This is a genomic window from Rhodoferax sp. U11-2br (genome assembly GCF_018619435.1).
GTDB lineage: Bacteria > Pseudomonadota > Gammaproteobacteria > Burkholderiales > Burkholderiaceae_C > Rhodoferax.
This window is the reverse complement of sequence record NZ_JAHFZF010000007.1, coordinates 36,095-59,122: the sequence shown is the minus strand read 5'-3', so window position 1 is coordinate 59,122 and position 23,028 is coordinate 36,095. Positions and strand designations below refer to the sequence as shown.

26 protein-coding genes are annotated in these 23,028 nt (G+C 62.6%); 18 read left to right on the top strand and 8 right to left on the bottom strand.

Translation table 11 applies throughout. The annotated features are described in order from the left end of the window. Window positions 1–3: 3 nt before the first annotated feature. Genes iscA through KKO72_RS06555 form a run of 4 tightly spaced genes read right to left on the bottom strand, consistent with a single transcriptional unit; the run spans window position 4 to window position 2,470 of the window. The gene (iscA, locus tag KKO72_RS06570) at window positions 4–327 is read right to left on the bottom strand and encodes an iron-sulfur cluster assembly protein IscA (protein WP_214936655.1); all 324 of its coding nucleotides are present in this window, start codon (window positions 325–327) and stop codon (window positions 4–6) included. Window positions 328–337: 10 nt separating this feature from the next. Beyond that, window positions 338–715, bottom strand: a complete 378-nt coding sequence (erpA, locus tag KKO72_RS06565; RefSeq protein WP_180125059.1) for an iron-sulfur cluster insertion protein ErpA — start codon at window positions 713–715, stop codon at window positions 338–340. A gap of 39 nt (window positions 716–754) precedes the next feature. Further along, a complete protein-coding gene (gene iscU, locus KKO72_RS06560; RefSeq protein WP_214936653.1) occupies window positions 755–1,189 on the bottom strand; it encodes a Fe-S cluster assembly scaffold IscU in 435 nt (144 codons plus the stop codon). Between the two features lie 36 nt (window positions 1,190–1,225). Further along, window positions 1,226–2,470 (bottom strand): IscS subfamily cysteine desulfurase, encoded by a 1,245-nt coding sequence (locus tag KKO72_RS06555; RefSeq protein WP_214936651.1) that lies wholly within the window; start codon window positions 2,468–2,470, stop codon window positions 1,226–1,228. Between the two features lie 264 nt (window positions 2,471–2,734). Here KKO72_RS06555 and nifA point away from each other — a divergent pair, with 264 nt between their 5' ends. After that, window positions 2,735–4,429 carry a nif-specific transcriptional activator NifA gene (gene nifA, locus KKO72_RS06550; protein WP_214936649.1) on the top strand — a complete coding sequence of 565 codons (1,695 nt, stop codon included), beginning with the start codon at window positions 2,735–2,737 and terminating at the stop codon, window positions 4,427–4,429. Window positions 4,430–4,570: 141 nt separating this feature from the next. Here nifA and KKO72_RS06545 read toward each other — a convergent pair whose 3' ends face one another. The 3 genes from KKO72_RS06545 to KKO72_RS06535 form a co-directional block, all read right to left on the bottom strand. Beyond that, window positions 4,571–4,957 (bottom strand): OadG family transporter subunit, encoded by a 387-nt coding sequence (locus KKO72_RS06545; RefSeq protein ID WP_214936647.1) that lies wholly within the window; start codon window positions 4,955–4,957, stop codon window positions 4,571–4,573. Between the two features lie 12 nt (window positions 4,958–4,969). Beyond that, on the bottom strand, window positions 4,970–6,139 hold the full coding sequence (locus KKO72_RS06540; RefSeq protein WP_214936645.1) for a sodium ion-translocating decarboxylase subunit beta: 1,170 nt from the start codon (window positions 6,137–6,139) through the stop codon (window positions 4,970–4,972). A gap of 767 nt (window positions 6,140–6,906) precedes the next feature. Next, window positions 6,907–7,464: a GNAT family N-acetyltransferase gene (locus KKO72_RS06535; protein ID WP_214936643.1), complete on the bottom strand. Its 558-nt coding sequence runs from the start codon at window positions 7,462–7,464 to the stop codon at window positions 6,907–6,909. A gap of 348 nt (window positions 7,465–7,812) precedes the next feature. Here KKO72_RS06535 and KKO72_RS06530 point away from each other — a divergent pair, with 348 nt between their 5' ends. From KKO72_RS06530 to KKO72_RS06465, 14 genes are all read left to right on the top strand, one after another. Beyond that, window positions 7,813–9,402: a diguanylate cyclase gene (locus KKO72_RS06530; RefSeq protein ID WP_214936641.1), complete on the top strand. Its 1,590-nt coding sequence runs from the start codon at window positions 7,813–7,815 to the stop codon at window positions 9,400–9,402. A 236-nt stretch (window positions 9,403–9,638) separates the two neighbouring features. Continuing rightward, window positions 9,639–11,177: a nitrogenase cofactor biosynthesis protein NifB gene (nifB, locus tag KKO72_RS06525; protein ID WP_371736837.1), complete on the top strand. Its 1,539-nt coding sequence runs from the start codon at window positions 9,639–9,641 to the stop codon at window positions 11,175–11,177. Window positions 11,178–11,214: 37 nt separating this feature from the next. Further along, window positions 11,215–11,409 (top strand): 4Fe-4S dicluster domain-containing protein, encoded by a 195-nt coding sequence (locus tag KKO72_RS06520; protein ID WP_078365364.1) that lies wholly within the window; start codon window positions 11,215–11,217, stop codon window positions 11,407–11,409. A gap of 26 nt (window positions 11,410–11,435) precedes the next feature. Beyond that, window positions 11,436–11,843: an iron-sulfur cluster assembly accessory protein gene (locus KKO72_RS06515; protein WP_214936637.1), complete on the top strand. Its 408-nt coding sequence runs from the start codon at window positions 11,436–11,438 to the stop codon at window positions 11,841–11,843. A 16-nt stretch (window positions 11,844–11,859) separates the two neighbouring features. Further along, window positions 11,860–12,423: a hypothetical protein gene (locus tag KKO72_RS06510; protein ID WP_214936635.1), complete on the top strand. Its 564-nt coding sequence runs from the start codon at window positions 11,860–11,862 to the stop codon at window positions 12,421–12,423. Then, a complete protein-coding gene (locus KKO72_RS06505; RefSeq protein WP_214936633.1) occupies window positions 12,420–13,256 on the top strand; it encodes a 4Fe4S-binding leucine-rich repeat protein in 837 nt (278 codons plus the stop codon). The genes KKO72_RS06510 and KKO72_RS06505 overlap by 4 nt, the downstream gene beginning before the upstream one ends. Continuing rightward, complete coding sequence (locus KKO72_RS06500; RefSeq protein WP_078365368.1) at window positions 13,249–13,611, top strand: nitrogen fixation protein NifZ; 363 nt, start codon at window positions 13,249–13,251, stop codon at window positions 13,609–13,611. Before KKO72_RS06505 ends, KKO72_RS06500 begins: the two co-directional genes overlap by 8 nt. Continuing rightward, window positions 13,608–13,901, top strand: coding sequence for a nitrogen fixation protein NifZ (locus KKO72_RS06495; protein ID WP_078365369.1), 294 nt, complete (start codon window positions 13,608–13,610; stop codon window positions 13,899–13,901). The genes KKO72_RS06500 and KKO72_RS06495 overlap by 4 nt, the downstream gene beginning before the upstream one ends. Beyond that, window positions 13,898–14,248: a hypothetical protein gene (locus tag KKO72_RS06490; RefSeq protein ID WP_214936631.1), complete on the top strand. Its 351-nt coding sequence runs from the start codon at window positions 13,898–13,900 to the stop codon at window positions 14,246–14,248. Before KKO72_RS06495 ends, KKO72_RS06490 begins: the two co-directional genes overlap by 4 nt. A 19-nt stretch (window positions 14,249–14,267) precedes the next feature. Beyond that, on the top strand, window positions 14,268–15,413 hold the full coding sequence (locus KKO72_RS06485; protein WP_214936629.1) for a cysteine desulfurase family protein: 1,146 nt from the start codon (window positions 14,268–14,270) through the stop codon (window positions 15,411–15,413). Between the two features lie 39 nt (window positions 15,414–15,452). Continuing rightward, on the top strand, window positions 15,453–15,680 hold the full coding sequence (gene nifT / locus KKO72_RS06480) for a putative nitrogen fixation protein NifT (RefSeq protein ID WP_214936626.1): 228 nt from the start codon (window positions 15,453–15,455) through the stop codon (window positions 15,678–15,680). 2 nt (window positions 15,681–15,682) lie between these two features. Further along, on the top strand, window positions 15,683–15,943 hold the full coding sequence (locus KKO72_RS06475) for a hypothetical protein (RefSeq protein ID WP_214936624.1): 261 nt from the start codon (window positions 15,683–15,685) through the stop codon (window positions 15,941–15,943). An 8-nt stretch (window positions 15,944–15,951) separates the two neighbouring features. Continuing rightward, window positions 15,952–17,112 (top strand): DegT/DnrJ/EryC1/StrS aminotransferase family protein, encoded by a 1,161-nt coding sequence (locus KKO72_RS06470; RefSeq protein WP_214936622.1) that lies wholly within the window; start codon window positions 15,952–15,954, stop codon window positions 17,110–17,112. A gap of 208 nt (window positions 17,113–17,320) precedes the next feature. Then, entirely contained in the window at window positions 17,321–18,160 is an 840-nt protein-coding gene (locus tag KKO72_RS06465; protein ID WP_214936620.1) for an SIR2 family protein, read from the top strand. A 148-nt stretch (window positions 18,161–18,308) separates the two neighbouring features. Here the strand turns inward: KKO72_RS06465 and KKO72_RS06460 are convergent, their stop codons facing one another. Further along, window positions 18,309–19,523, bottom strand: coding sequence for an MFS transporter (locus KKO72_RS06460; protein WP_214936618.1), 1,215 nt, complete (start codon window positions 19,521–19,523; stop codon window positions 18,309–18,311). A gap of 287 nt (window positions 19,524–19,810) precedes the next feature. On the opposite strand from KKO72_RS06460, the gene KKO72_RS06455 reads away from it, so the two are divergent. The 3 genes from KKO72_RS06455 (at window position 19,811) to dgcA (ending at window position 22,982) form a co-directional block, all read left to right on the top strand. Beyond that, complete coding sequence (locus KKO72_RS06455; protein WP_214936616.1) at window positions 19,811–20,722, top strand: helix-turn-helix transcriptional regulator; 912 nt, start codon at window positions 19,811–19,813, stop codon at window positions 20,720–20,722. A gap of 272 nt (window positions 20,723–20,994) precedes the next feature. After that, window positions 20,995–22,002: a DUF1611 domain-containing protein gene (locus tag KKO72_RS06450; RefSeq protein ID WP_214936614.1), complete on the top strand. Its 1,008-nt coding sequence runs from the start codon at window positions 20,995–20,997 to the stop codon at window positions 22,000–22,002. Further along, a complete protein-coding gene (dgcA, locus tag KKO72_RS06445; protein ID WP_214936612.1) occupies window positions 21,999–22,982 on the top strand; it encodes an N-acetyl-D-Glu racemase DgcA in 984 nt (327 codons plus the stop codon). The genes KKO72_RS06450 and dgcA overlap by 4 nt, the downstream gene beginning before the upstream one ends. Window positions 22,983–23,028: the final 46 nt, after the last annotated feature.

Here is a 23,028-nt window from a genome sequence, read left to right as displayed (position 1 = left end):
ACGTCATACCGTGAAACTCTCACCGCAACCGCAGTTGGCCTTGGCGTTGGGGTTGTTGAACTTGAAGCCTTCGTTGAGGCCTTCGCGCACAAAGTCGAGTTCGGTGCCGTCGAGCATGCTCAGGCTGCGCGGGTCCACAATGACTTTGACGCCATGGTGCTCAAAACAGGTGTCATCGGGGTTGGTGGCGTCGACAAATTCCAGCCCGTAGGCAAAGCCGTTGCAGCCGCTGGTTTTGACGGCCAGGCGCAGACCCAAACCACTGCCTCGCTTGGACAGCGACTTCTGCACATGCCTGGCCGCTGCGGGGGTGAGGGACACACTCATGGCAAACCTCTCAGACCGAAAACGAACTGCCACAGCCACAGGTGGTCTGGGCGTTCGGGTTGTGGATGATGAAACGTGAGCCTTCAAGGCCCTCCTCAAAGTCGACCCGCGCACCCATCACATACTGCAGGCTCATCGCGTCCACCACCAGCGTGACCCCTTCGGTGACGGTCAGGGTGTCGTCCGCGGCCACGGTGTCGTCAAAAGCAAACCCGTAGGAAAAGCCCGAACAGCCGCCACCGGTGACGTACAGGCGTAGCTTGAGTTCGGGGTTGCCCTCTTCCAGAACCAGCTCCGCCACCTTGGCCGCCGCTGCGGGTGTGAATTCGAGCAGGCTGGGCATGTCGCCCACAGACACGGGGCTTTCAGTGAGTAAGGCCGCTTGCATAGTGAGTCCTTTGCTACAAAAGTTAAAGTGGGCAAGGGTTCAGCGGGTGCTTGATGCACACGCAATCTGCTCTGACACCAGGGTGGCCGCACCCGCCGGGTGCCGGGCGCGAAAGTCCGCCACCGCCGCCTTGATCGCGTCTTCGGCGAGGATCGAGCAGTGGATCTTGACGGGGGGGAGCGCCAGCTCTTCGGAGATGTCCGAGTTCTTGATGGCCAGCGCTTCGTCCAGCGTGCGCCCGCGCACCCATTCGGTCACCAGGGAACTGGATGCAATGGCCGAGCCGCAACCATAGGTCTTGAACTTGGCGTCTTCGATCACGCCCTGGGCGTTGACCCGGATCTGCAGGCGCATCACATCACCACAGGCGGGAGCACCCACCATGCCGGTGCCCACGTTCTCGTCGTCCGCCTCGAACGAGCCGACGTTGCGCGGGTTTTCGTAGTGGTCCACCACCTTGTCGCTGTAGGCCATGTGTGTTCTCCTGTTGTCCGTTGAGGGGGGTGTTCATTAATGCGCTGACCATTGAATAGAGTTCAGATCAACACCCGCTTGCACCATGTCCCACAGCGGGCTCATGGCGCGCAGCCGGGTCACCACTTGGGTCACCTGCTCAATGGCGTAGTCGATGTCCTGCTCGGTTGTGAAACGGCCAATCGAAAACCGCACCGAGCTGTGGGCCAGCTCGTCACTGCGGCCCATGGCGCGCAACACATAACTGGGCTCCAGGCTGGCCGAGGTGCAGGCCGAGCCGGACGACACCGCCACCCCCTTGATGCCCATCAGCAGGGATTCACCCTCGACATAGTTGAAGCTCACATTGAGGTACTGCACCGCACGCTGGGTTTCGTCGCCGTTGAGGGCCACGGCCTCAAGCTTCTGGCAACCGGCCCACAGGCGGTCGCGCAGGGTTTTGATGCGGGCGTTGTCAGCAGCCATGGTCTCGCGCGCCAGCCAGAAAGCCTCACCCATGCCCACAATCTGGTGGGTGGGCAGCGTGCCCGAGCGCAGGCCGCGTTCGTGGCCACCACCATGCATCTGGGCGTCAATACGCACTCGGGGTTTGCGCCGCACATACAGCGCACCAATGCCCTTGGGGCCATAGATTTTGTGGGCTGAGAGCGACATCAGATCGATGGGCTGCTGCGCCAGATCAATCGGCACCTTGCCTGCGGCCTGCGCCGCATCCACATGGAATAACACACCTTTGGCGCGGCAGATTGCACCAAGAGCGGCCACATCCTGGATCACCCCGGTCTCGTTATTGACATACATCACGCTGGCCAGCACCGTATCGGGGCGCAGTGCCGCCTCAAACACCGCGTGGTCCAACAAGCCGCTGGGCAACACCGGCAGCACCGTCACCTCAAAACCTTCACGCTCCAGCTCGCGCATGCTGTCGAGCACCGCCTTGTGTTCGGTGGCCACGGTGACCAGGTGTTTGCCTTTGCTTTTGTGGAAATGGGCCGCGCCTTTGATCGCCAGGTTGTTCGACTCGGTGGCGCCCGAGGTCCAGGCGATTTCGCGCGGGTCGGCATTGATCAGCGCACACACCTGTTCGCGTGCCAGCTCCACCGCCTCGTCGGCTGCCCAGCCATAGGCGTGGGAACGGCTGGCCGGGTTGCCATAAATTTCGGTCAAGTACGGCACCATCTTGGCCGCCACACGCCGATCCACCGGGGTGGTGGCCGCGTAGTCCAGGTACACAGGCTGGGCCGAGCGGGTGGCGGGCTTGGCTTGGCGGGACTCTGACATGGGCTGCTCCAAAAAAGGGGTGACAGCCCCCGTCCGCAATTTCGGTGCCACGCCAAATGGGCGCCTGGCAGGCACTTTGGGCCTGTGGGTTTGTTGTTTTTGTCAGTTGGCGCCAGTCAATGTCGGCGGCCTTGTCATGTTTGTCGTGAACGCTCGCCATCACCGCGCAACCGGCTGGCAAAACCCTGTTGCTGGTGCGTTTATTGCTTGAACTGGTGCCAGGGCCTGTGCAGAGGTACCGCATTGCGTCACACGGAGTTTCATATGGTGAACACACAGACAAATGACTCTCAGCGCGAGCTGAATGCGATCTATGAAGTCAGCAAGACATTGGCGATGTCGCTGGACGTGGCCAAGACCTTTCGCGAGGCGCTCAATTACCTGATGCACGCTTACGACTGGCGGCGTGCCTTTGTGGTGCTGGGCGAAACCGAAGGTGGCTTGCACGGTTTGTGCGCCGTGGGCTTGACCCGTGAGGAGCAGCAGCGCCTGCACTTTCAGTCAGGCGAAGGCATTGTCGGGCGGGTGTATGCCAACGGCATCCAGGTGGTGGTACCCAATGTGCGTACCGAGCCGCTGTTCCTGAACCGCACCGGTGGCGCCGATCAGACCCCTGACATCCCGATTGCGATGCTGGTGACCCCCATCAGCGCCGACCGGCGCACCTTTGGTGTGCTGGCCATTGACTGCCTGAACCCGGGCGAGCAGCGCAGCTTCTCCAACGACCTGCGCCTGCTCAAGATGGTGGCCACCCTGATGGGCCAGGCGCTGCTGCTGCACCGCAGTGTCGCGGCGGCCCACGACTCCCTGCAGGACGAGGTGCGCCGCATGAGCAAGGAGCTCAAGCCGCTGCACCAGATCGACCAGGTGGTGGGCCTGTCCAAACCGATGCAGCAGGTGTTTGAGCAGGTGCACCAGGTGGCGCCATCACGCACCACGGTGCTGCTGCGCGGTGAAAGCGGCACCGGCAAGGAGGTGATTGCCCGCGCCCTGCACAACCTGTCGCCCCGCAAACGTGAAGCCTTTGTACGTGTGAACTGCGCCGCGCTGACCGAGTCGCTGCTCGAGAGTGAGCTGTTTGGCCACGAAAAAGGCTCGTTCACCGGTGCCCAGGGCCAGCGCAAGGGGCGTTTTGAGATGTCACACGGCGGCACGTTATTTCTGGACGAGATTGGTGACATCTCGCCGTCCTTCCAGGCCAAGCTGCTGCGGGTGCTGCAGGAGCGCGAGTTTGAGCGCGTGGGGGGCTCCACCAGTGTCAAGGTCGATGTGCGGCTGATCCTGGCCACCAACCGCAACCTCGAGCGCATGGTGCAGGCCGGTGAGTTCCGCGCTGACCTGTACTACCGCATCAATGTGGTCAGCATCCAGCTGCCGCCGCTGCGTGAGCGCCGCGAAGACATTCCCGCCATGGCCAAGCTGTTTCTGGACCGCTTCAACAAGGAAAACGGTCGCAACACCCAGTTCAGCCCGGCCGCCATGCGCGTGCTCACCAGCTGTTACTGGCCCGGCAATGTGCGCGAGCTGGAGAACTGTGTGGAGCGCACCGCCACCATGGCGCACGACGATGCCATCACCAACCTGGCCTTCCCATGCCAGGGCAACGGCTGCCTGACCCAGGTACTGCACCACATCGAGCGGCTGGACGCCGTCACCCCGCAGCGCATCAGTGAGATCCCGGTGGTGGAAGGTCCGGTGCCCGCCCGCGCCGTGCCACCCGCACCGGCCGCTACTGCTCCAGACAGCGCCCCTGCCGAAGATGTGGCCAGCGCCAGCAGCCCGGCACCTGCCGCAGCGCCCGACAACGACGGCAAACCCGAGGGTGAACGCGAGCGCCTGATCTGGGCCATGGAGCGCTGCGGCTGGGTCCAGGCCAAGGCAGCCCGGCTGCTGAAAATCTCACCCCGCCAGATGGGGTATGCCTTGCAGAAAAACGGCATCGAGGTGCGCAAGTTCTGAGGCTTGGGCTCAAGGCTGTTTTATAAGCAGAATTGGCCTCTAGCCCTTTTTGAATAAGGGCTGGCAGCTATTTTTTACGTAGTTTTTGAACGCTTGGCTTTGCGTGGCGCCAGGCGGACAGGGCCCCACCGCAGGCTGGACTCACCGTCCGGGTACGCGTGGTGGCTGGTGTGATCCGTGTTGCGCCTGACGGCCTGCTGCGACCCAGTTGGCACCATGCTGCGTGGGTCCGATATGCAAGATATGGTGCTCACCTTTGATCACGGCGGCCACGGCTGCCATGATGGCGGCGATGTCTTCCTCCGGCGTGTCTTGGCTCGTCACCGATGGGGCTGGCGCTTGGGGCGTGGTGACTTTGACCTTGTCAAGCTTGCGGCGTGTGTCCAGCCAGGCAGCGACGCGGTTGAGCAGCGGAAAGCCGGTGAGCAGCAGCCCGATGAATGAAATGATCACAAAACTCAGCAAAAAGTCGATCAAACTGAGGATCAGGGCGCCTTGCAGCGTGTCGGGGATCAGGGCGGTCGTCATGAGGGATGCTCCTTAAACCACGCCAATCAGCGCCAGCATGATGCCGCCCGAGATCGCGGTGCCAAACACCCCCGCCAGGTTCGGGCCCATGGCGTGGTAGATCAGGAAGTTCTTCGGGTTTTCCTCATGCGCCACGATGTGTGAGACCCGCGCCGCAATTGGCACCGAGGCGATGCCGGCCGAGCCGATCAGCGGGTTGATCTTGACCTTGAGGAACAGGTTCATGATCTTGGCCGTGACCACGCCCGAACCGGTGCCAAACATGAAGGCCACCAGGCCCAGACCCACGATCTGCAGCGTCTGCCAGGTCAGGAATTTGTCGGCGGCCATGGTCGAGCCAATGGCCACCGTCAGGATCAAGATGATGACGTTCATCAGGCCACCGGCCGCGGTTTTGGCCAGGCGCTCGGTCACACCCACTTCTTTGAGCAGGTTGCCAAACATCAGCATGGTGATCAGGGGCGCCACCGGCGGGAAGAACAGGTTGACCACAATGGCAATGACCACCGGGAAGGCGATCTTTTCGAGTTTGGTGACCTTGCGCAGATCGGCCATGCTGATTTGGCGCTCGGCCTTGGTGGTGAGCAGGCGCATCACGGGTGGCTGGATCATCGGCATCAGCGCCATGTAGGAATACGCCGCCACCGACACCGGCCCGAGCAGATGGGGCGCCAGTTTCATGGTGACAAAAATCGCCATCGGGCCATCGGCACCACCGATGATGCCAATGGCACCGGCCTCGGCCAGGCTGAAGCCCAACAGCTTTGCCAGAATCAGCGCCACAAAAATGCCCAGGTGGGCACCCGCACCCAGAATCACCAGCTTGGGGTTGGCGATCATCGGGCCGAAGTCGGTCATGGCACCCACGCCCAGAAAGATTAGCGGCGGAATGATCAGCTTGGCCACACCTTCGTAGGCGTAGTGGAACAGGCCGCCTTCTTTCACCACGTACAGCAGTGCTGAGATCGCCTGTCCGCCCGGCACATCGTCCGGCGGGCCGGGCACGTTGGCGACGATGCACGAGAAACCGATGCCGATCAGCAGCAAGGGTTCGTAGTGTTTGGTGATCGCCAGATAGATCATGGTCGCACCGACCAGGATCATGACCAGATTACCCAGGGAGAAATGGATCACCCCGGTCTGGTCGAGCAGGGCGTGAAGGAAAACCGGTAGTTGATCCATGGCAGCTTCCATCTGTCCGGACGAATCAGCAACGGCTTTGTGAGTCGAACTGCCGCATCCGGCGTTGTCAAAAGTGACGCGGTGAGAATAGGGTAAACCCTAGAGAGTATGGGGGGTTCACTCTGTCCGGTGTTTGCGTTAGGTCAAGTCGCGCCGGGGTCAGGCAGCGGGCAGCTTGTCATTTGTTTCAGGCGGTGCTTCGCTTGAATGTGATGGGCACCCTGCTGGGTGAACGCCCGTTGTTTGGACTCGAAAGTGTGAGAGGCTACTGCGCAGCTTAGACATTAAAAGTGGCCTGAAACCCTTTTGGATTAAGGGCTTGTAGCTATTGATTACGAAGTATCTTTGGCTTTTGCCTGCTGGGTTAGCGTGGCGCCAGGCGGGCGGCGGGGTTACCGTTCTCCGGCCCCCTCGCGGGCGACGGCATGGGTGGGCTGCTTGTTCGGGTGTCGCCACCCGTGTTGGTGTGCTGTCTGCGTCATCACGCGAATGGGTTCTGCGCCCGGCAACCCCACCACCCGCCTTCAACACATCTGGATGCTGCGAAGGTGGAGACAAGTCAGCTTGATGCTGTTAGCGGTCGGAGGCGACGCTCTATCCCGGTAACTAAATACGCAGGGTTGACGTTGGCACAGTCTGTCTTGCACGAAGCAAGCGCCGTGAAGAGGCAATCTGTTGCTGTGTGTCCGAGACAGGCAACCAGTTAACCCGAAGTGTCAAGGAACGCGCTCAGGACCGTATGAGCGCGCGGGGTCGTGAGTAGCCCGCTACAACTCCGTCGTGGCCACTGTTCCTCGCCGGATCTCATAGATCACCTCGCCCTGCTCTTGTCCTGGTACAGGGTCTGGAAAGTCAGGAAACACCGTATCCACGAGGTGAAAACCTGCTTTCTCCAAGACCCGGCGCGACCCTAAATTGACCGTCATCGTCTGAGCCCGTACACAATCGAAGCCCCATTGATCGAAGGCAGCAGCGATCAAGGCCTTGGTTCCTTCCGTCGCATAGCCCTGACCCCAAGCCCAGAGAGACAGGCGATAACCGAGCTCAGCAGTACGCAGACCTTTGTGGACACCTTCGTCAAAGAAACCAAACCAGCCAACAAACCGCCCTGTTGCACTTTCATGTGCGGCGAGAACCCCTGCTTCGGTTCCTCGGGGCGTCAGAAAATCGCTGTCCGCTAGGCCCTCTTCAGGCACCGGGCGCCCACCGTTGAGGTACTGCATTACTTCTGGACTCGCTTCTAACGACACCAGATCGTCGCGATCTGCCGGAGTCACCGGGCGAATCGCAAGGCGAGTCGTGTTCAAACGAAAGTCAGAGAGCATAGTTTGTGATCGAGAAAAGGACATTTAAGGTTGTATAGAACTGGAAACTATAGCCCGCTGGACCGCGTGCTTGAACGCCCGCAAGCGCTGCATCTCGGTCGTCTGCCTCTTCTTGCCTTTGGATTCCTTGTATCGAGTTCCAACCCCTACCCATCTCCTGCCACCCACAATGGTCAAACCATCTGAGCTTGTCCCGGTTTTCCAAGCCAGAGCGTCACGAAGCGCACACAAGGCGGGATCGATCCCATAAAACAAACCATCCAGGCCCGAAAACCTCCTGCTTCACCAGATTCCGGCAACACGTGATGGACTTCAAATGTCATAGCAGCCTTGCGGGACAATAGGCGCATGACAGCTGACATCCACACTTTGCTTTTGGTCATTGTTCTAACGGGTACCGTGCTGGCCTTGTCGGTGGCTGTGGTGGCGCATCAGGACCAGCGTGATGGCATGCGGTACTGGGCTGCCGGGCTGGGGGTGCACATTGCGTCTTATGTGTTTCTCAGCCAGGTTGGCAACCTGGGGCAGTTTGCTGGTTTGTTGGTGGTCATTGTGCTGCGGGCCAGTGCCTGGGCCTTGTTTGCCGAAGGCTTGTTTGAGTTTTACCGGCGGCGCGCACCCCGGCTGCTGATCTGGGGCCCGGTGGTGGCCGAGACGGTGGCTTTTGTGCTTCTTTTTGAGCACGCCACCTACCGGTCGCTGGTGGTCAGTTTGATCTCGGTGTTCCAGGGCGGCTTGGCTTTGGGGTTGATGTTGCAGAGCCGTCGCCACACCCCGGGGCGTGGCCAGTACTTTCTGATGACCGGGCTGGTGATGGCCATGGCGCTGCTGAGTTTTCGGGTGCTGGAGGTGATGCGCACCGGCTTGGTCGGGATGCTCGACACCACCGGTAGCAATCCGGTTCAGGTCATCAGTTTGCTGGGGGTGTTGCTGACCCTGGTCCTGCTGTCGATTGGTTTTGTGCTGATGTCCAAGGACCGATCCGACGACCAGAACCGCCAGCTGGCCACCCAGGATGAACTCACCGGTCTGGCCAATCGCCGCCATCTGAACCATGTGCTGGCCCAGGAGTGGGCCCGGTTCAAACGCTCGGGTCAGCCGTTTGCCTTGGTGATGATCGACATCGACCACTTCAAACTCTACAACGACCACTATGGCCACCCGGCCGGTGATGCCTGCCTGCGCCAGATTGCGGAGGTGATCCAGTCCGGCATGCGCCGCGCGGGAGATTTGGCGGCGCGTTATGGTGGCGAAGAGTTCCTGCTGATCCTGCCCAACACCCAGGCCCAGGACGGCCTGCGTCTGGCCGAGGCGGTGCGCCAATCGGTTGAGCGGCTGAACCTGCCCCACGCCAAGTCGCCTTTGGGGCGGCTGACCGTGAGCTTGGGGGTGGCGGCCATGGCGGACGCGCATTACGCGGACGCGTCCGGCCTGCTCAGTGCGGCCGACGCCGCGCTCTACATTGCCAAACAGGAAGGCCGCAACCGGGTGCGGTTGGCGCAGACGGGCAAACACACGGCGTCGGCACCCGGCAAGCTGGTGCAGCTGGTCTGGCATGCCAGTTATGAGAGTGGCTACGCGGTCATGGACACACACCACCGCAAACTGTTTGCCGAGGCGAACGACATCCTGGGGCTGATCCTGTCCGGGCAGAACGCAGCCAGTCTGGCCGACCGGATGGATGCTTTTGTGGCCGACATCGGGGAGCATTTTCTGGAAGAAGAAGTGCTGTTGTTCCAGTCTGCTTATCCCGCTGCGGCTGAGCACGCCAAACTGCACCGTGAGCTGCTGGCCCAAGGGCACACGCTGGTGGCGCAGTTCAAGAGTGGCCACTTGTTGATCGGCGACCTGTTTGTGTACCTGACCCAGGAAGTGGTGGCCCGCCACATCCTGTCCGCTGACCGCGAGTTCGTCAGCTTCCTCCATACCAAGGCCTGAACCCCTGTCCGGCGCTGTGTCAGCTTTGTCGCATCACTGACAAGCCGCCCGCAAAGTAGCTCTGGCCGCGCCGGGTCGGGTGTGTCACAACCGACAAAATCCAGCCAAAACCCGGTGTTTTGGCGTGGCATGGATATCGCTAATCAAGCCCAAAGCGGTCACGGTCGACCGCATGAAGGGTTTCCATGCCAACAAGCGCGCTCACCGGTAACCAACCCGGCACGACCTATGTCAGCATGGGTCAGCTCAAACCTCTGAAGATCAAGCTCGAACTGGCCTCAAACGGTGGTGGCTGCAGTACCACCGGGGGTGAGGGCAAGGCCAGTTGCGGTTCGTCCGACGGTCCGCAGGACATGCCGGCCGAGGTCTGGGACAAGGTCAAGAACCACCCCTGTTACTCCGAGGAAGCCCACCACCACTTTGCTCGCATGCATGTGGCGGTGGCGCCAGCCTGCAACATCCAGTGCAATTACTGCAACCGCAAGTACGACTGCAGCAACGAGTCGCGCCCGGGTGTGGTGTCGCAAAAGCTCACGCCCGAGCAGGCTGTGAAGAAGGTGGTGGCTGTGGCCAGCGCCATCCCGCAGATGACGGTGCTCGGTATTGCCGGCCCTGGCGACGCGCTGGCCAATCCGAAGAAGACCTTTGACACCATGCGCATGCTCACAGCGAGGGCACCCGACATCAAGCTGTGTCTCTCGACCAACGGGCTGGCGTTGCCCGACCTGGTGGACGAGATCTGCCAGCACAACATTGACCACGTGACGATCACCATCAACATGGTGGACCCCGAGATCGGCGCCAAGATCTACCCTTGGATTTTCTGGAACCACAAACGGCTGACCGGTATCGAGGCCGCTACCGTGTTGCACCAGCGCCAGATGCTGGGCCTGGAGATGCTCACCGCACGTGGTGTGCTCACCAAGGTCAACTCGGTGCTGATCCCCGGCATCAATGACCAGCACCTGATGGATGTGAACCGCGAGGTGAAAAAACGCGGTGCGTTCCTGCACAACATCATGCCGCTGATCTCCGAGCCCGAACACGGCACCGTGTTTGGCCTGACCGGCCAGCGCGGCCCCAGCGCCCAGGAACTCAAAGCGGTGCAGGATGCCTGCATGGGCGGCGCCAACCTGATGCGCCACTGCCGCCAGTGCCGCGCCGACGCGGTGGGCCTGCTCGGTGAAGACCGCAGCGACGAGTTCACCCTAGACAAGCTTGATGCGATGGAGGTGGTCTACGACCTCGAAAAACGCAAGGCCTACCAGGACAAGGTGGAGCAGGAGCGCAGCGCCCAGCAGGCCGCCAAACAGCAGGCCCTGGCGGCGTCTAGTGCGCTGCAGGCCGCGCAGGACCTTACCGTGCTGGTGGCTGTGGCCACCAAGGGCGGCGGGCGTGTCAACGAACATTTTGGTCATGTGACCGAGTTCCAGGTCTATGAGGTCTCAGCCGCCAAGGCCCATTTTGTGGGTCACCGGCGGGTGGACCAGTACTGCCAGGGCGGCGCCGGTGACGACGAGCAACTGCCTTCGGTGGTGCGCGCCATCAACGACTGCCACGCGGTGCTGGTGGCCAAGATCGGCGCCTGCCCGCGTGACGAGCTGATGTTGGCCGGGGTCGAGCCGGTGGACGCTTATGTCGGTGAATTCATCGAAAAAGCCGCGCTCGACTGGTTCAACGACTACCGCGCCCGCGTGGCCAGTGGCGCCGTGTTGCACCAGCACCGTGGTGACGCCGCCATCCGCCAGGGCGCCTACACCGCATTGGCCGCCTGACCCTTTTTTCATTAGCCAACCCGACAGGAGATTAGCCATGACCCACAAGATCAACACCGACATCTGCACCTCGTGTGACGCCTGCGAGCCGGTGTGCCCGAACGCCGCCATCCGCGTCAAGAGCGGCATCTACGCGATTGACCCCAAGAAGTGCAACGACTGCGAAAGCCACTTTGACGACCCGCAGTGTGTGGCCATCTGTCCGGTGGACGACTGCATCACCGAAGTCTGACGCCATTTTTCTGAAAGCACCCCGCCATGTTGCCCAACCTCACCGTCACCCCTGCTGCAGCCAAATTCATCAACCGTGTTGTGCGCTTTTCTGGCCTGGGCGCAGGCGCAGGCCTGCGGCTGGCGGTCATGCCGGGTGGCTGCTCCGGCTACTCCAGCGACTTCAGCGCCCAGCTGGCGCCCGCTGCCGACGAGCAGCTGTGTGAGGTGGGCGGTGTGCGCCTGTTTCTGGCGGCTGAGAGTCGTTTGTTGCTCAATGGCCTGACCATGGACTTTGTCGAGACCGCCACCGAGTCGGGATTGAGTTTCACCGACCCCAACAAGGAGGCCTGCGCCTGCAGCAGCGCGGGCGCCCCTCAGGCGGGTGTGACACACATCAACATCAGCGCGATTGGCCGGGGTCGCCCGGTGGTGGCGCCTGTGCTGCCGTCCTGACGGCGGCCCCCACACCATGCCTGCGGACCGCCTGCAGTTTGCCAATGACCTGGCGGTTTTTGCCGACGGGGTCATTGGTGGCGGCCTGAGCCCGCAGGTCGAGGCACTGATCACCGAGGCAGGGCGTTGCCGCGACAAGCCACAACAGGCCCTGGCCCTGCTGGAGCAGGCGCGTGTCGCCGCGCCCCGCCACCCGGCCCCGGTGATTGCTTTGTATCGCTACTATTTTTATAGTCATCAGATCAATCAGGCAAAGGGCATGGGCGAGAATGCCTTGGCCATTGCGCGCACCGCGCTGGGGCCAGACTTTGGCGATGTGCCACCCGGTGACGAGGCCACTCGGCACAACGCTGCCGTGCGTTTTTACCTGTTCACCCTCAAGGGACTGGCCTACCTCAACCTGCGCCTGGGTGAGCTGGACGAGGCCCGGCTGATGCTGGGTGAGTTGCGCCGCCTGGACCCGCAAGACCATGTGGGTGCGGCCTTGTTGTGGCATGTGTTGAGCCGCCATGAACACGGCACACCGGTGGATGCACCAGCCGACTACCCGCTGCGTGGCTGGGGGAGTGCCACCCCATGAGCTTGCTGCTGAGCCCCACCCCCCACACCGAGGCCGCAGACAGCGCACACCTGTCCGACACCGACATCTCGCCCCAGGATTGGCAGGGTGGGCCGATCCACTGTGCCGCGTGTGAGTTTGTGTCGCTGCGGCCTTTGCCACACCGGCAGGGTTGTGCACCGGGTCACGCCTGTATGCAGGATGTGTATGCACGGCGTATTGACCGTTTTTTCCGTTGGCATCCTGAGCTGGCCGATGGGCAGCTGGCGCACCCCTATTTCGAGGTGCGGGCGATTGCTGCGCGTTATGTCAGCGTCTTCCGGCTGGGTGGTCTGGTGGATGACCCCGATGAAACCGTGCGCATGCAGGTGGCGATGCGCCTGCCATTGACCCAGCTGGCGCGGCTGGCCGATGACCCGCACCGCGAGGTACGCATCCGGGTCGCGCATCGGCTGCCCGCGGCTGAACTGGCGCGTTTGCGCCATGACCCCGACTACGGTGTGCGTGAGCGGGTGGCACAGCGGCTGCCGCTGGCGATTTTGCCAACCATGGTTCATGACCCCGATCGCTCGGTGCGCCTGTGTGTGGCGCAGCGCCTGGCCATGCCAGCCCTGCTGCGTTTGGTTGACGATGCCGAGCCCGAGGTGCGCCGTGTGGTGGCTGAGCGTCTGCCGGTGCCGCTATTGTTTCAACTGGTGCACGACACCGACTGGCGCGTGCGCTGGGAGGTCGCCCAGCGCGCCGATCCCGCGCTATTACAGCAGCTGCAGGACGACCCGGATGAGGAGGTTCGCGCGGCCGTGAAGGCACGCCGTGAGGTGGTAGGGGTCATTGAAGGGGTTGAGCATGGCTGACATCAACCGTGATGACGACGAGCTGGAAACCGCCTACCCGCCGCGTTTCAGTTTTGGCGAGCGGGTGGTCGCGCGTTCGGTGGTGCGCAACGACGGCACCTACCGGGGTTACGACATCGGTGACGTGCTGGTGCACAAGGGCGACATCGGATATGTGAACAGCATCAACACCTTTTTGCAGCAGTACTACATCTACGCGGTGGACTTCATCGAGTCTGGTCACCGCGTGGGCATGCGTGCTAAGGAGCTTTGCACGCTCGACAAGTTACCACCCGAGGTGCTGGCGCAACTGGGCGACAAAGCCGCCGCATTGGCCACCCTGGGCTCGGCCCAACCCCTGGAGGACACACCATGACTGAATCCAATTTGCCGGGTCTGGAACCGCGTGCCCCCGCCTACGCCTGGGGCCAGCGGGTGATTGCGCTGGACGATCTGGTCAACGACGGCAGTTATCCCGAGCGTGAACCTGATGCCTTGCTGGCTGCGCGTGGCACGGTGGGTGAGGTGGTCAACATTGGCCATGCACCCGAGCTCAATGAGCCGGTGTATCTGGTGCAGTTTGCCGACTGTGTGGTGGGCTGCCTGGAGATCGAGCTGGTACCGGCCCCGCCGGGTCTGCTGCCAGAAACCGAGGAGCCGGTGTGACCACCGACAGCGCGGTCAAGGTGGCGCCCGGGGCCCAGGTGCTGGACCTGATCCAGCTGCGCCTGCAACGAGCCCTGCGTGAGCGCCAGCGCTACCGGTATGTCACCCCGCGTGTCACGACCCAAGGCGAGGGTTTTCTGATTCAAAGCCCTTGCTGCTCGCGCCATGTGGACCCGCAGGGTGGGGTGATCGACATTGCCTTGCTGATGCCCATGACTTGTGGCCACTGGAGCCTGAGTTCGCGCGACCATGCGATCAGTGCCTGGGTGCCGCAGCTGCAAGACCAGCCCTTGGAGGTCTTGCTGGAGGCGCTGTGTGTGGATACCGAGCGCGTCTTCTGGCTCTGAGGCCTCGGCTGTTTCTGCCATGATTTACCTCGACCACAACGCCACCACCCCCCTGGCCCCCGGCGTCATCGCTGCGATGCTGCCGGTGATGACGGGTGTCTGGGCCAACAGTTCGTCACAACACGGCCCCGGGCAAGAGTCCAAACGGGTGCTGGCCAGTGCCCGTGCCACCGTGGCCCGTGTGCTGGGCTGCAAGCCGGTGGAGGTGATCTTCACCAGCGGCGCCACCGAATCCAACCACCTGGCGGTGCGTGGTCTGCTGACGGGTGCTGCGCCCGGCCGCCAGCGGGTGTTGTTCAGCCGTGTTGAGCACAGCGCGCACCTGCGTTTGGCCAAGGCTTTGGCTACGGACGGGGTGCAGGTGGATTTCATCCCTGTGCTGCCCAGTGGCCAGCTTGATCTGGTGGCTGCCAAGGCGATGCTGGGCCCCGATGTGGCGCTGGTGTCCTTGATGGCGGCCAACAACGAAACCGGTGTGTTGATGCCGGTGGCCGAGATGGTAGATCTGGCACATGCGGCGGGTGCGCTGCTGCACCTGGATGCCACCCAGTTCATTGGCAAGCTGCCTTTTGACTTTGCCCGCAGTGGGGCTGATGCGGTGTCGCTGTCGGCCCACAAGTTCCGTGGCCCCAAGGGTGTGGGGGCGCTGCTGCTGCGCCAGGGGGTGCCGCTGGTGCCGCAAAGCCTGGGCAGCCAGGAGCGCGGTCGCCGGGGCGGCACTGAGAACCTGCCTGGGATTGTGGGCCTGGCCGCTGCACTGGAGTTACTGGGGGATCTGGCGGCCGAGGCGGCGCGGGTGGCCGAGCTGCGCGACAGACTGGAGGCTGGCCTGCAAGGTGCCTTGCCGAGCACCGTGGTGTGGTGCCAGGGCCAAGCGCGCCTGCCCGGCACCAGTTATCTGCGTTTTGGCCGCCTGTCGGTCGATGTGGTGCTGCAGCGCCTGGAGCGCCTGCATGTCGCCGCCTCCAGCGGTGCCGCCTGTTCCTCGGGTGGCAGTGAGCCCTCGCATGTGCTGCGCGCCATGGGGGTGCCGGGCGATGAGGCGCTGGCGGCCGTGCGGTTCTCGCTGGGTGCCACCACCACGCCGGAGGATGTGGCCTATGTGCTGCGCGAATTGCCACCCCTGCTGGCCCCGCTGCTGCAGGACGAACTGACGCTGACCTGAAGCCCCCAAACCCTTTTAAACCCACCAGGACCCACACCCATGAAACTCATGATCCGCAAAGACAGCAAAGGCACGTTGACCGGTTATGTCGCCAAAAAAGACCTGGAGGAACCGATTGTGGCCATGGCCAATCCCGGCATGTGGGGAGGGGTGGTGACCCTGGGCAACGGCTGGCAGTTTGATCTGCCCGAGATGCCCGCCGACACCCCGCTGCCGATCACGGTGGAGGCGCGCCGCCTTGCCTTGATAGAAGACGCGGGTGATTGACGATGGCCATCACCCAGGACGATTTACACAGCGCCGCGCAGCTGTTGGCCTCGGCCGCCAGCGTGCGCGAGGCGGCTGCCAGTTGGCGCGCCAGTCACCCGGAGCAACGTGTGGTGGTGGTGGACGCGATGGACATGCGGGGTGAAACCGCCGCGCTGCGCTGTGGTGCGCGCAGCATTTACCTGGCCACCTCCACCGGGCATTGCTGGGCCATCACCGAGCAGCCCGAAGAGGCCACGGCGCTGATCCTGACGCAGGATTGACCCACGCCATGGACATCGACGTCATCCCCCTGTTTGAGCCCGAATGTGGCACGCGCGAGCTCGATCTGGTGCGCGCGGTGTTGCAGTCTGGTCGCTGGGGTGACGGCCCGATGGTCCAGGCGTTTGAGTCTGCTTTTGCCAACTGGGCCGGGCGCAAACACGCGGTGGCGGTGGGCAGCGGCACCTTGGGCTGCTGGATCACCCTGCGTGCGCTGGGCATCGGCCCCGGTGACGAGGTGATCTGCACCGCCCACACCTGGCACCAGGTGGCGCAGGCCATCACCCTGGCCGGGGCCACGCCAGTGTTTGCTGACATCAACTACTGGACTGGCAGCCTGAGCCCCGAAAAAGCCGCCCTCAAGATCACGCCCCAGACCCGTGCGGTGCTGGCAGGTAACACCAACGGCCACCCAGCGGCCTGGGACGCATTGCGACAGCTGGCAGACGCGCATGGCATTGCCCTGATCGAAGACAGCACCGAGGCCCTGGGCTCGCGCTACCAGGGGCGGGCCGTGGGCAGCTTTGGTGATGTGTCGGTGTTTGATTTCTCAGCACCCTGTGCCTTGTGCACCGGTGAGGGCGGCATGCTGGTCACCGATGACGATACGCTGGTGCATGAGCTGCGTTACCTGCGCCAGCGTCGCTTGGTCGATCGTGCCTCGGTGTCGGTCGGCGCACGGGTGCCCCTGCAGGCGGGCATGAGTGAACTCACCGCCGCACTCGGTCTGGCGCAGCTGGCTGGGTTGGATGATCGGCTGGCTGCGCGCCAGCAGGTGGTGGCCTGGTACCACGAGCAGATGCAGAGTTTTGAAGGCATCAAGCCGCCCTACATCGGCCAGGGCGTACACGAGGTGCACTGGATGCTCTACGTGGTGCACCTGGGCAAACGTTTCTCGGGCAGCACACGCGCCCAGATGATGGATGACCTGCTGTCCTGCGGCATCGAGTCTGCCGCCTACAGCCACCCGTTACACCAGCAGTTTTATTACATGAACACGAGCGAGACCACTGGGCAGCCGCGTGGTCTGCTGATCGACACCGAACGTATCGGCGACCGCGCGCTGGCGCTGCCTCTGCACACTGGGCTGGACGAAGAACAGGTGCAGTACATCGTCAAGACGCTCAAGGACACGGCTTCCAATGTCGGCGCCGGTGCGGCGATCTATTGATGAACACCCCCGTTGCTTGCTCGCTGCGCGTATGCGCTGGGGGACGCAGTCACAGCCTGCGTCACTGCAGGCACGTCCAAACCTGCGCAGGCAGGTTTGGAGCCGCGGCCTTCAGCCCCCTCAGGGGGCCATGCCAGCGGCCTGGCAAAGCCAGTTCCTCGGCATGTCTGGCTAAGAAACCCCCTTCTGTCACTATTGAAAGTACTTTATGACTGATCTGATCAACGACATTGCCAGCCAGCTGGCCACCGGCTCGGTCATCCCTTACATGGGGCCAGAGATGTTGTCGCTGTGCAGCGATGTGGCGGTGCCGAAAACTCCGCTGGCGCTGGCCGAGAGCATGACGGCCAAGGTCAGTGTGCCGCACAAGATACGCAAGCGCCTGACGCAAACCGCCCAGTTCATCGAGAACTTCAAACACCGCAAGTCGGTGGTGCACCTGATGAACGAGGCTTTTGCCACCACACCCAGCCCCTCGGCCCTGCAATTGGCGCTGGCCAGCAGTGGCGCCAAGCTGTGGGTGGATACCTGGTACGACGACAGTTTTGCCAGCGCGCTGGTGCAGAGCAGCCAGTCCTGGGTGCAGGTGCAGGGGCTGTCGCAGTCCGAACACTTTGGCCAGTGGACCGGTGCCTACGCGGCAGACGGCACACCGCTGGCCGAGCTGTCAGATGCGCCTGGGCGTCTGCTCTACAAACCCTGGGGTGCACACAGCCCCGCAGGCAACTACCTGGTGTCGGACAGCGACTACGTGGAGGTGTTGACCGAGATCGACATCCAGACGCCGATCCCGCCCCAGGTGCAGACCTGGCGCAGCGGGCGCCACTTTCTGTTTCTGGGCTGCCGTTTTGACGACCAACTGACCCGCTCGTTTGCACGCCAGATCATGAAACGCTCCAGCGACCAGCATTGGGCGGTGTTGCCAAACGAGCCGACCCGCATGGAAGCGCGTTTTCTGGAAGAACAAAACATCATCCGTATCCCGATGCCGCTGGCCGAGTTTGCGCCGCTGTTGATCGGCGCGATGCAGCCCAGCCTGGCAGCGTGAGGCCCGGCGACGCTTTTCTATCCAGCCACACACCGGGCGCCTCCATCCGGATAATTTTGAAAAAATCGGCCTCTGGCCCAATACCTAAAAGGGCTGATAGCTCTGTTTTCTAGAGCATCCGGGCGGCCTTGGTGCCTGGCGCCGGCTGTCAAACCTGCATGTGGTCACGGCGGGCCAGGCTTGGGAACAGTTTGAGCCAAGATGCTGCGATCAACACGGTGCCAGCACCTCCCAGCACGACGGAGCCCACAGCGCCAAACAGGGCGGCGGTGGCGCCTGACTCGAACTCCCCCAGCTGGTTGGAGGCACCGATGAACATCGAGTTGACCGCCGACACCCGGCCCCGCATCTCGTTGGGTGTCTCCAACTGAACCAGGGTGGAGCGGATCACCACACTGACACTGTCGGCCGCACCGGTCACCACCAGGGCCATCAGTGACAGCCCAAAATGGCTGGACAAACCAAACACCAGGGTGGCAACACCAAACACCGCGACCGCCACCAGCAGGTGGCGCCCCACATGCCGGGCCAATGGCCAGCGCATGATGGCCAGCGACATACACAGGGCGCCTACCGCCGGTGCCGAGCGCAAGACCCCCAGACCAACCGGGCCGGTGTGCAGGATGTCGCGGGCATAAATCGGCAACAAGGCGGTGGCTCCCCCAAGCAGCACCGCAAAGAGGTCCAGAGAGGTTGCGCCCAGGATCACCTTGTGTTGCCAGACAAACGAAAAACCGGCCAGCACGGTTTGCCAGGTCGCGTTCAACGGGTTCACCTGATGTTGGTAACGCACCATCAGGGCCAGTGTTGCCGCTATCAGCAGCAGCACGGCACAGGTGACATACACCGTGGTGGCACCGTTGGTGTACAGCAGCCCTCCCAGCGCGGGCCCACCAATGATTGCCACCTGCATGCCGCTGGAGCTCATGGCCACCGCGCTTTGCAACAGGTGTTGCGGCACCAGTTGTGGCACCAAGGCTTGTTGGGCCGGCATCTGAAAAGCCCGCGCCACCCCGAGCAGGATCGAGATCCCCAAGATCAACTCGCGCGAGGCAAAGTGGAACTGGGTGGCAGCAATCAACACCAAGGCCACCATGCCCTGGAGCCCCAGGCATGCCGCAAAGATGCGGGCACGATGGAACCGGTCGGCCACATGCCCGGCGGGCAACATCAGCAGCAGGGCGGGCACAAACTGGAACAGACCCACCAGGCCCAGATCCCAGGCACTGGAGGTGATGTCGTACATGTGCCAGGCCACCGCCACCATCAGCATCTGATTGGCACTGACACCCGCCAGACGGGCGAACCAGAAACGCATGAACGGACGTTGGGAAAACAGCTTGCGGACGTGGGTTTGAGACATGGGTTGAGCTTACCGCAGGCGCCAGAGGGACCTCTCTGACGATCAGCTGAGGCATGACGCGCTGCCTTGTCCCCAAAAGGCGGGACCAAAGCTGTGGACAAGCTGCTGAACAACTGCCAGAACCCGCGCCAGTCCTGGCTTGGCGGAGGGTGCTTAAAAACCAGGCAAAGGTCATAACGGTGCCCCCAAACACCTTGATGTGCTGACAAAGCAGTCGACCGAGTTCAGGGCATGCGAGGTTTTATGGGTGCCTCACCGCCCCGGGACAGCCACTAAACTCAAGTGCCATGCAAGAACCTTATCGCTCCCAGCTGTCTTTGCCATTGAGCCCCGCCCTGGTGGCGGCCATGGCCAAAATGACAGATGCCATTGGCAGCGCCCACTGGTTTGACGCGGTACTCAATTTGCTGGGTACGGTTTGTGCCATTGATTCCGGTGGTGTGATGGTCTACCACCGTGCGCAGCGACCGCGCCGGATCGTGCATCGCTTCAACCCGCAGGAGCGGGCTCTGCCAGAAGATGCCTACCTGTCCGGGCCGTATGTGTTGTGCCCGAATTACCAGCTGTTTGCCCAGGGTTGCCCCAGTGGCATCTACTGGCTGCGTGATATTGCCCCCGACGACTTTTACGAGAGTGAGTTCTACCGGGTGTTTTATTCACAGATTGGCTTGTCGGACTCGATTGACCTGCTGTGGCGCATCAACGAGGACACGGCGTTGAACATTTTCATCGAGCGCAGCATCCGTCATGCCAAGTTCGAGCTGGAGGACATGGTTGCCATCAACATGTTGCTGCCGCTGATTTTTTCGTCCGCTGCCAAGCACCATGAGCTCACGGTGGCGACTTCACAACGTGACATCGACACCCTGACCCACCGCAAGGTGCAGAGCACCATCGAGAACTTTGCCAGTTCGCTGCTGACACAGCGCGAGCGCCAGGTGCTGTTCTACATGATCAGCGGTTATTCATCGGCGCTGACCGCGCAGCGGATCAGCACCACCGAAGGCACGATCAAGATCCACCGCAAGAACATCCATCGCAAGCTCGACATCAGCTCCCAGGCCGAACTGTTCTCCCTGTTCATCAACTGCATTCCGTATGCGGTGCCTGACGGGCAGGCCGACCCGCTGGAGGCCTACCAGAGTGTTCCGCCACCCAACCGCCGTGCGTTTTTGCTGGAGGCGACACCGCGCCAGTGACACCCATTGCCAGGTGCCATTCGGCCACCGAACTGATGCCCTATCGGTGATCGGTGATCGGTGATCGGTGGCTCTGGCGGGTGGCGGGCCGTCTATCCCCCAAGGGGTAGAGCAAGCCGGTGCCGGGTGTGACAGGTCGCCGGTGTTGTTCAACAGGGGATAGATGGCGGGAGGGTAGCCCGTGTGTGGCCGAAAAACCTTTATTCTTGTTCCCACCAAGACCCTGGGCGTCTGCCATGGTCAATGCCCCTTTTTGATGAGACGGACTCCCCATGCACCAACTCCGAAAACCCTATCTGTTGTTCCTGGGCGATGTGGCGCTGAAATCTGACGCCAAAACGGCGTTTGGCCTGCGTGACTGGTGCCGCTCGGATGTGCTGGGTGAGTGGAGCCTGCCCGAGGCCACGGTCAGCCTGGACTTGCCCAGGTTGTCACCCGCTGAGGCAGCGCGCCAAGGCGCCGGGTCGATTGTGATTGGTGTGGCGGCGGTGGGTGGTGTATTGCCACCGCAGTGGCTGTCGGAGCTGGAGGCCGCGCTGGAGGCAGGCCTGGACGTAGTGAGCGGTCAGCACTCCCGCTTGAGTTCGTTCCCCAGCCTGGTGCAGGCAGCCCAGCGCGGCGGCGGGCGGCTGATTGATGTGCGCCACTCGGACCAGAGTTTTCCTGCCGGTACCGGCAGAAAACGCAGCGGCAAACGGGTGCTGACGGTTGGCACCGACTGCGCCCTGGGCAAGAAATACACCGCCCTGGCCTTGACCCAGGCCTTGCATCAGCAAGGTGTGGCAGCCACCTTCCGGGCCACCGGTCAGACCGGTGTGATGATTGCCGGTGCCGGGGTCGCCATTGACGCAGTGATTGCCGACTTTGTCGCGGGTGCCGCAGAACAGCTCTCGCCGGACAACGCGCCCGGCCATTGGGACGTGATTGAAGGGCAGGGCGCGTTGTTCCACCCCGCCTATGCCGGTGTAACGCTGGGCCTGTTGCATGGTTCACAACCCGATGCCCTGGTGCTGTGCCACGACCCGTCGCGCGACACCATCGAAACCTACCCCGACTTTCCCATCCCCGATCTGCAGGTGGCGATTGATCGCTATGTCGAAGCGGCGCGTTTGACCAACCGGGAGGTGCGTTGTGTTGGCCTGAGCATCAACTCATCGAGCCTGTCGGATGCCGACTGGGCCAGCTACGCCAGCGCCTTGTCAGCGCGCTTGCAGTTGCCGGTGGTGGACCCCTTGCGTGGGGGTGTGGCAGTTCTGGCCCAGGCCTTGTTGGCGCCATGATGCACTGCGACACCGTGATTGAACGCTGGGAGATGATCGAGCCCTTCGAGATCTCGCGCGAAGTCATCACCCACCAGCCGGTCATGATCTTGCGTTTGCAGGACGCATCGGGCCACAGTGGTTGGTCTGAGGCCGCAGGTATCGACTACGAGGGTGAAACCCCGCAGAGTATGGTGGCGCAGATCGCAGCGCTGCAAGATCGCTTGCACGATGGGCTCAGCCATCACGAGGTGGCTGAGATTCTGCCTGCTGGTGGTGCCCGCAACGCCCTGGATTGCGCGCTGTGGGACTTGCGCGCCAAACAAACGGGTGTGCCGGTGTGGCAGGCAGCTGGGTTGCCACCCTGGCAGCCGGTCACCACCGCCTTCACCCTGGGCCTGGGCGACGAGGCCACCACCCGGCGCAAGGCCCGGGAAGCCTGCGCCTACCCTTTGTTGAAACTCAAGGTGGACGCCCAGCGCCACCTTGATGTGGTGCAGATGGTTCGCCAGGAGCACCCCAGCGCGCGCATTGTGGTGGATGCCAACCAATCCTGGACGGTGGACCTGTTGCGGCAACTGCTGCCCTCACTGGCAGCCGCCGGGGTCGAACTGGTGGAGCAACCCCTGCCCAAGGGGCAGGATGCCGAGCTGGCTGGCTTGTCCTCACCGCTGCCCCTGGCAGCGGACGAATCCTGCACCGATCGCGCTTCTTTGGCGCAACTGGTGGGGCGTTACCAGTACATCAACATCAAGCTCGATAAATGTGGCGGGCTGACCGAAGGCCTGGCTTTGGCCGATGAAGCGGCCCGGCTGGGCCTGGGCCTGATGGTGGGCAACATGTGTGGCAGCTCGCTGGCGATGGCGCCAGCCTTTGTGCTGGCGCAGCGTTGCGCCTATGTGGACCTCGACGGCCCCTTGTTACAAAAGAAAGACAGCGCTCACCCGATGCGCTACAGCCACGGCGTGATTCAGGCGCCCGAGCCGGCGCTGTGGGGCTAGTACCGGGGCGTGTGCAACGCCGCTCCGCTGTCATGGCTTGATTCAC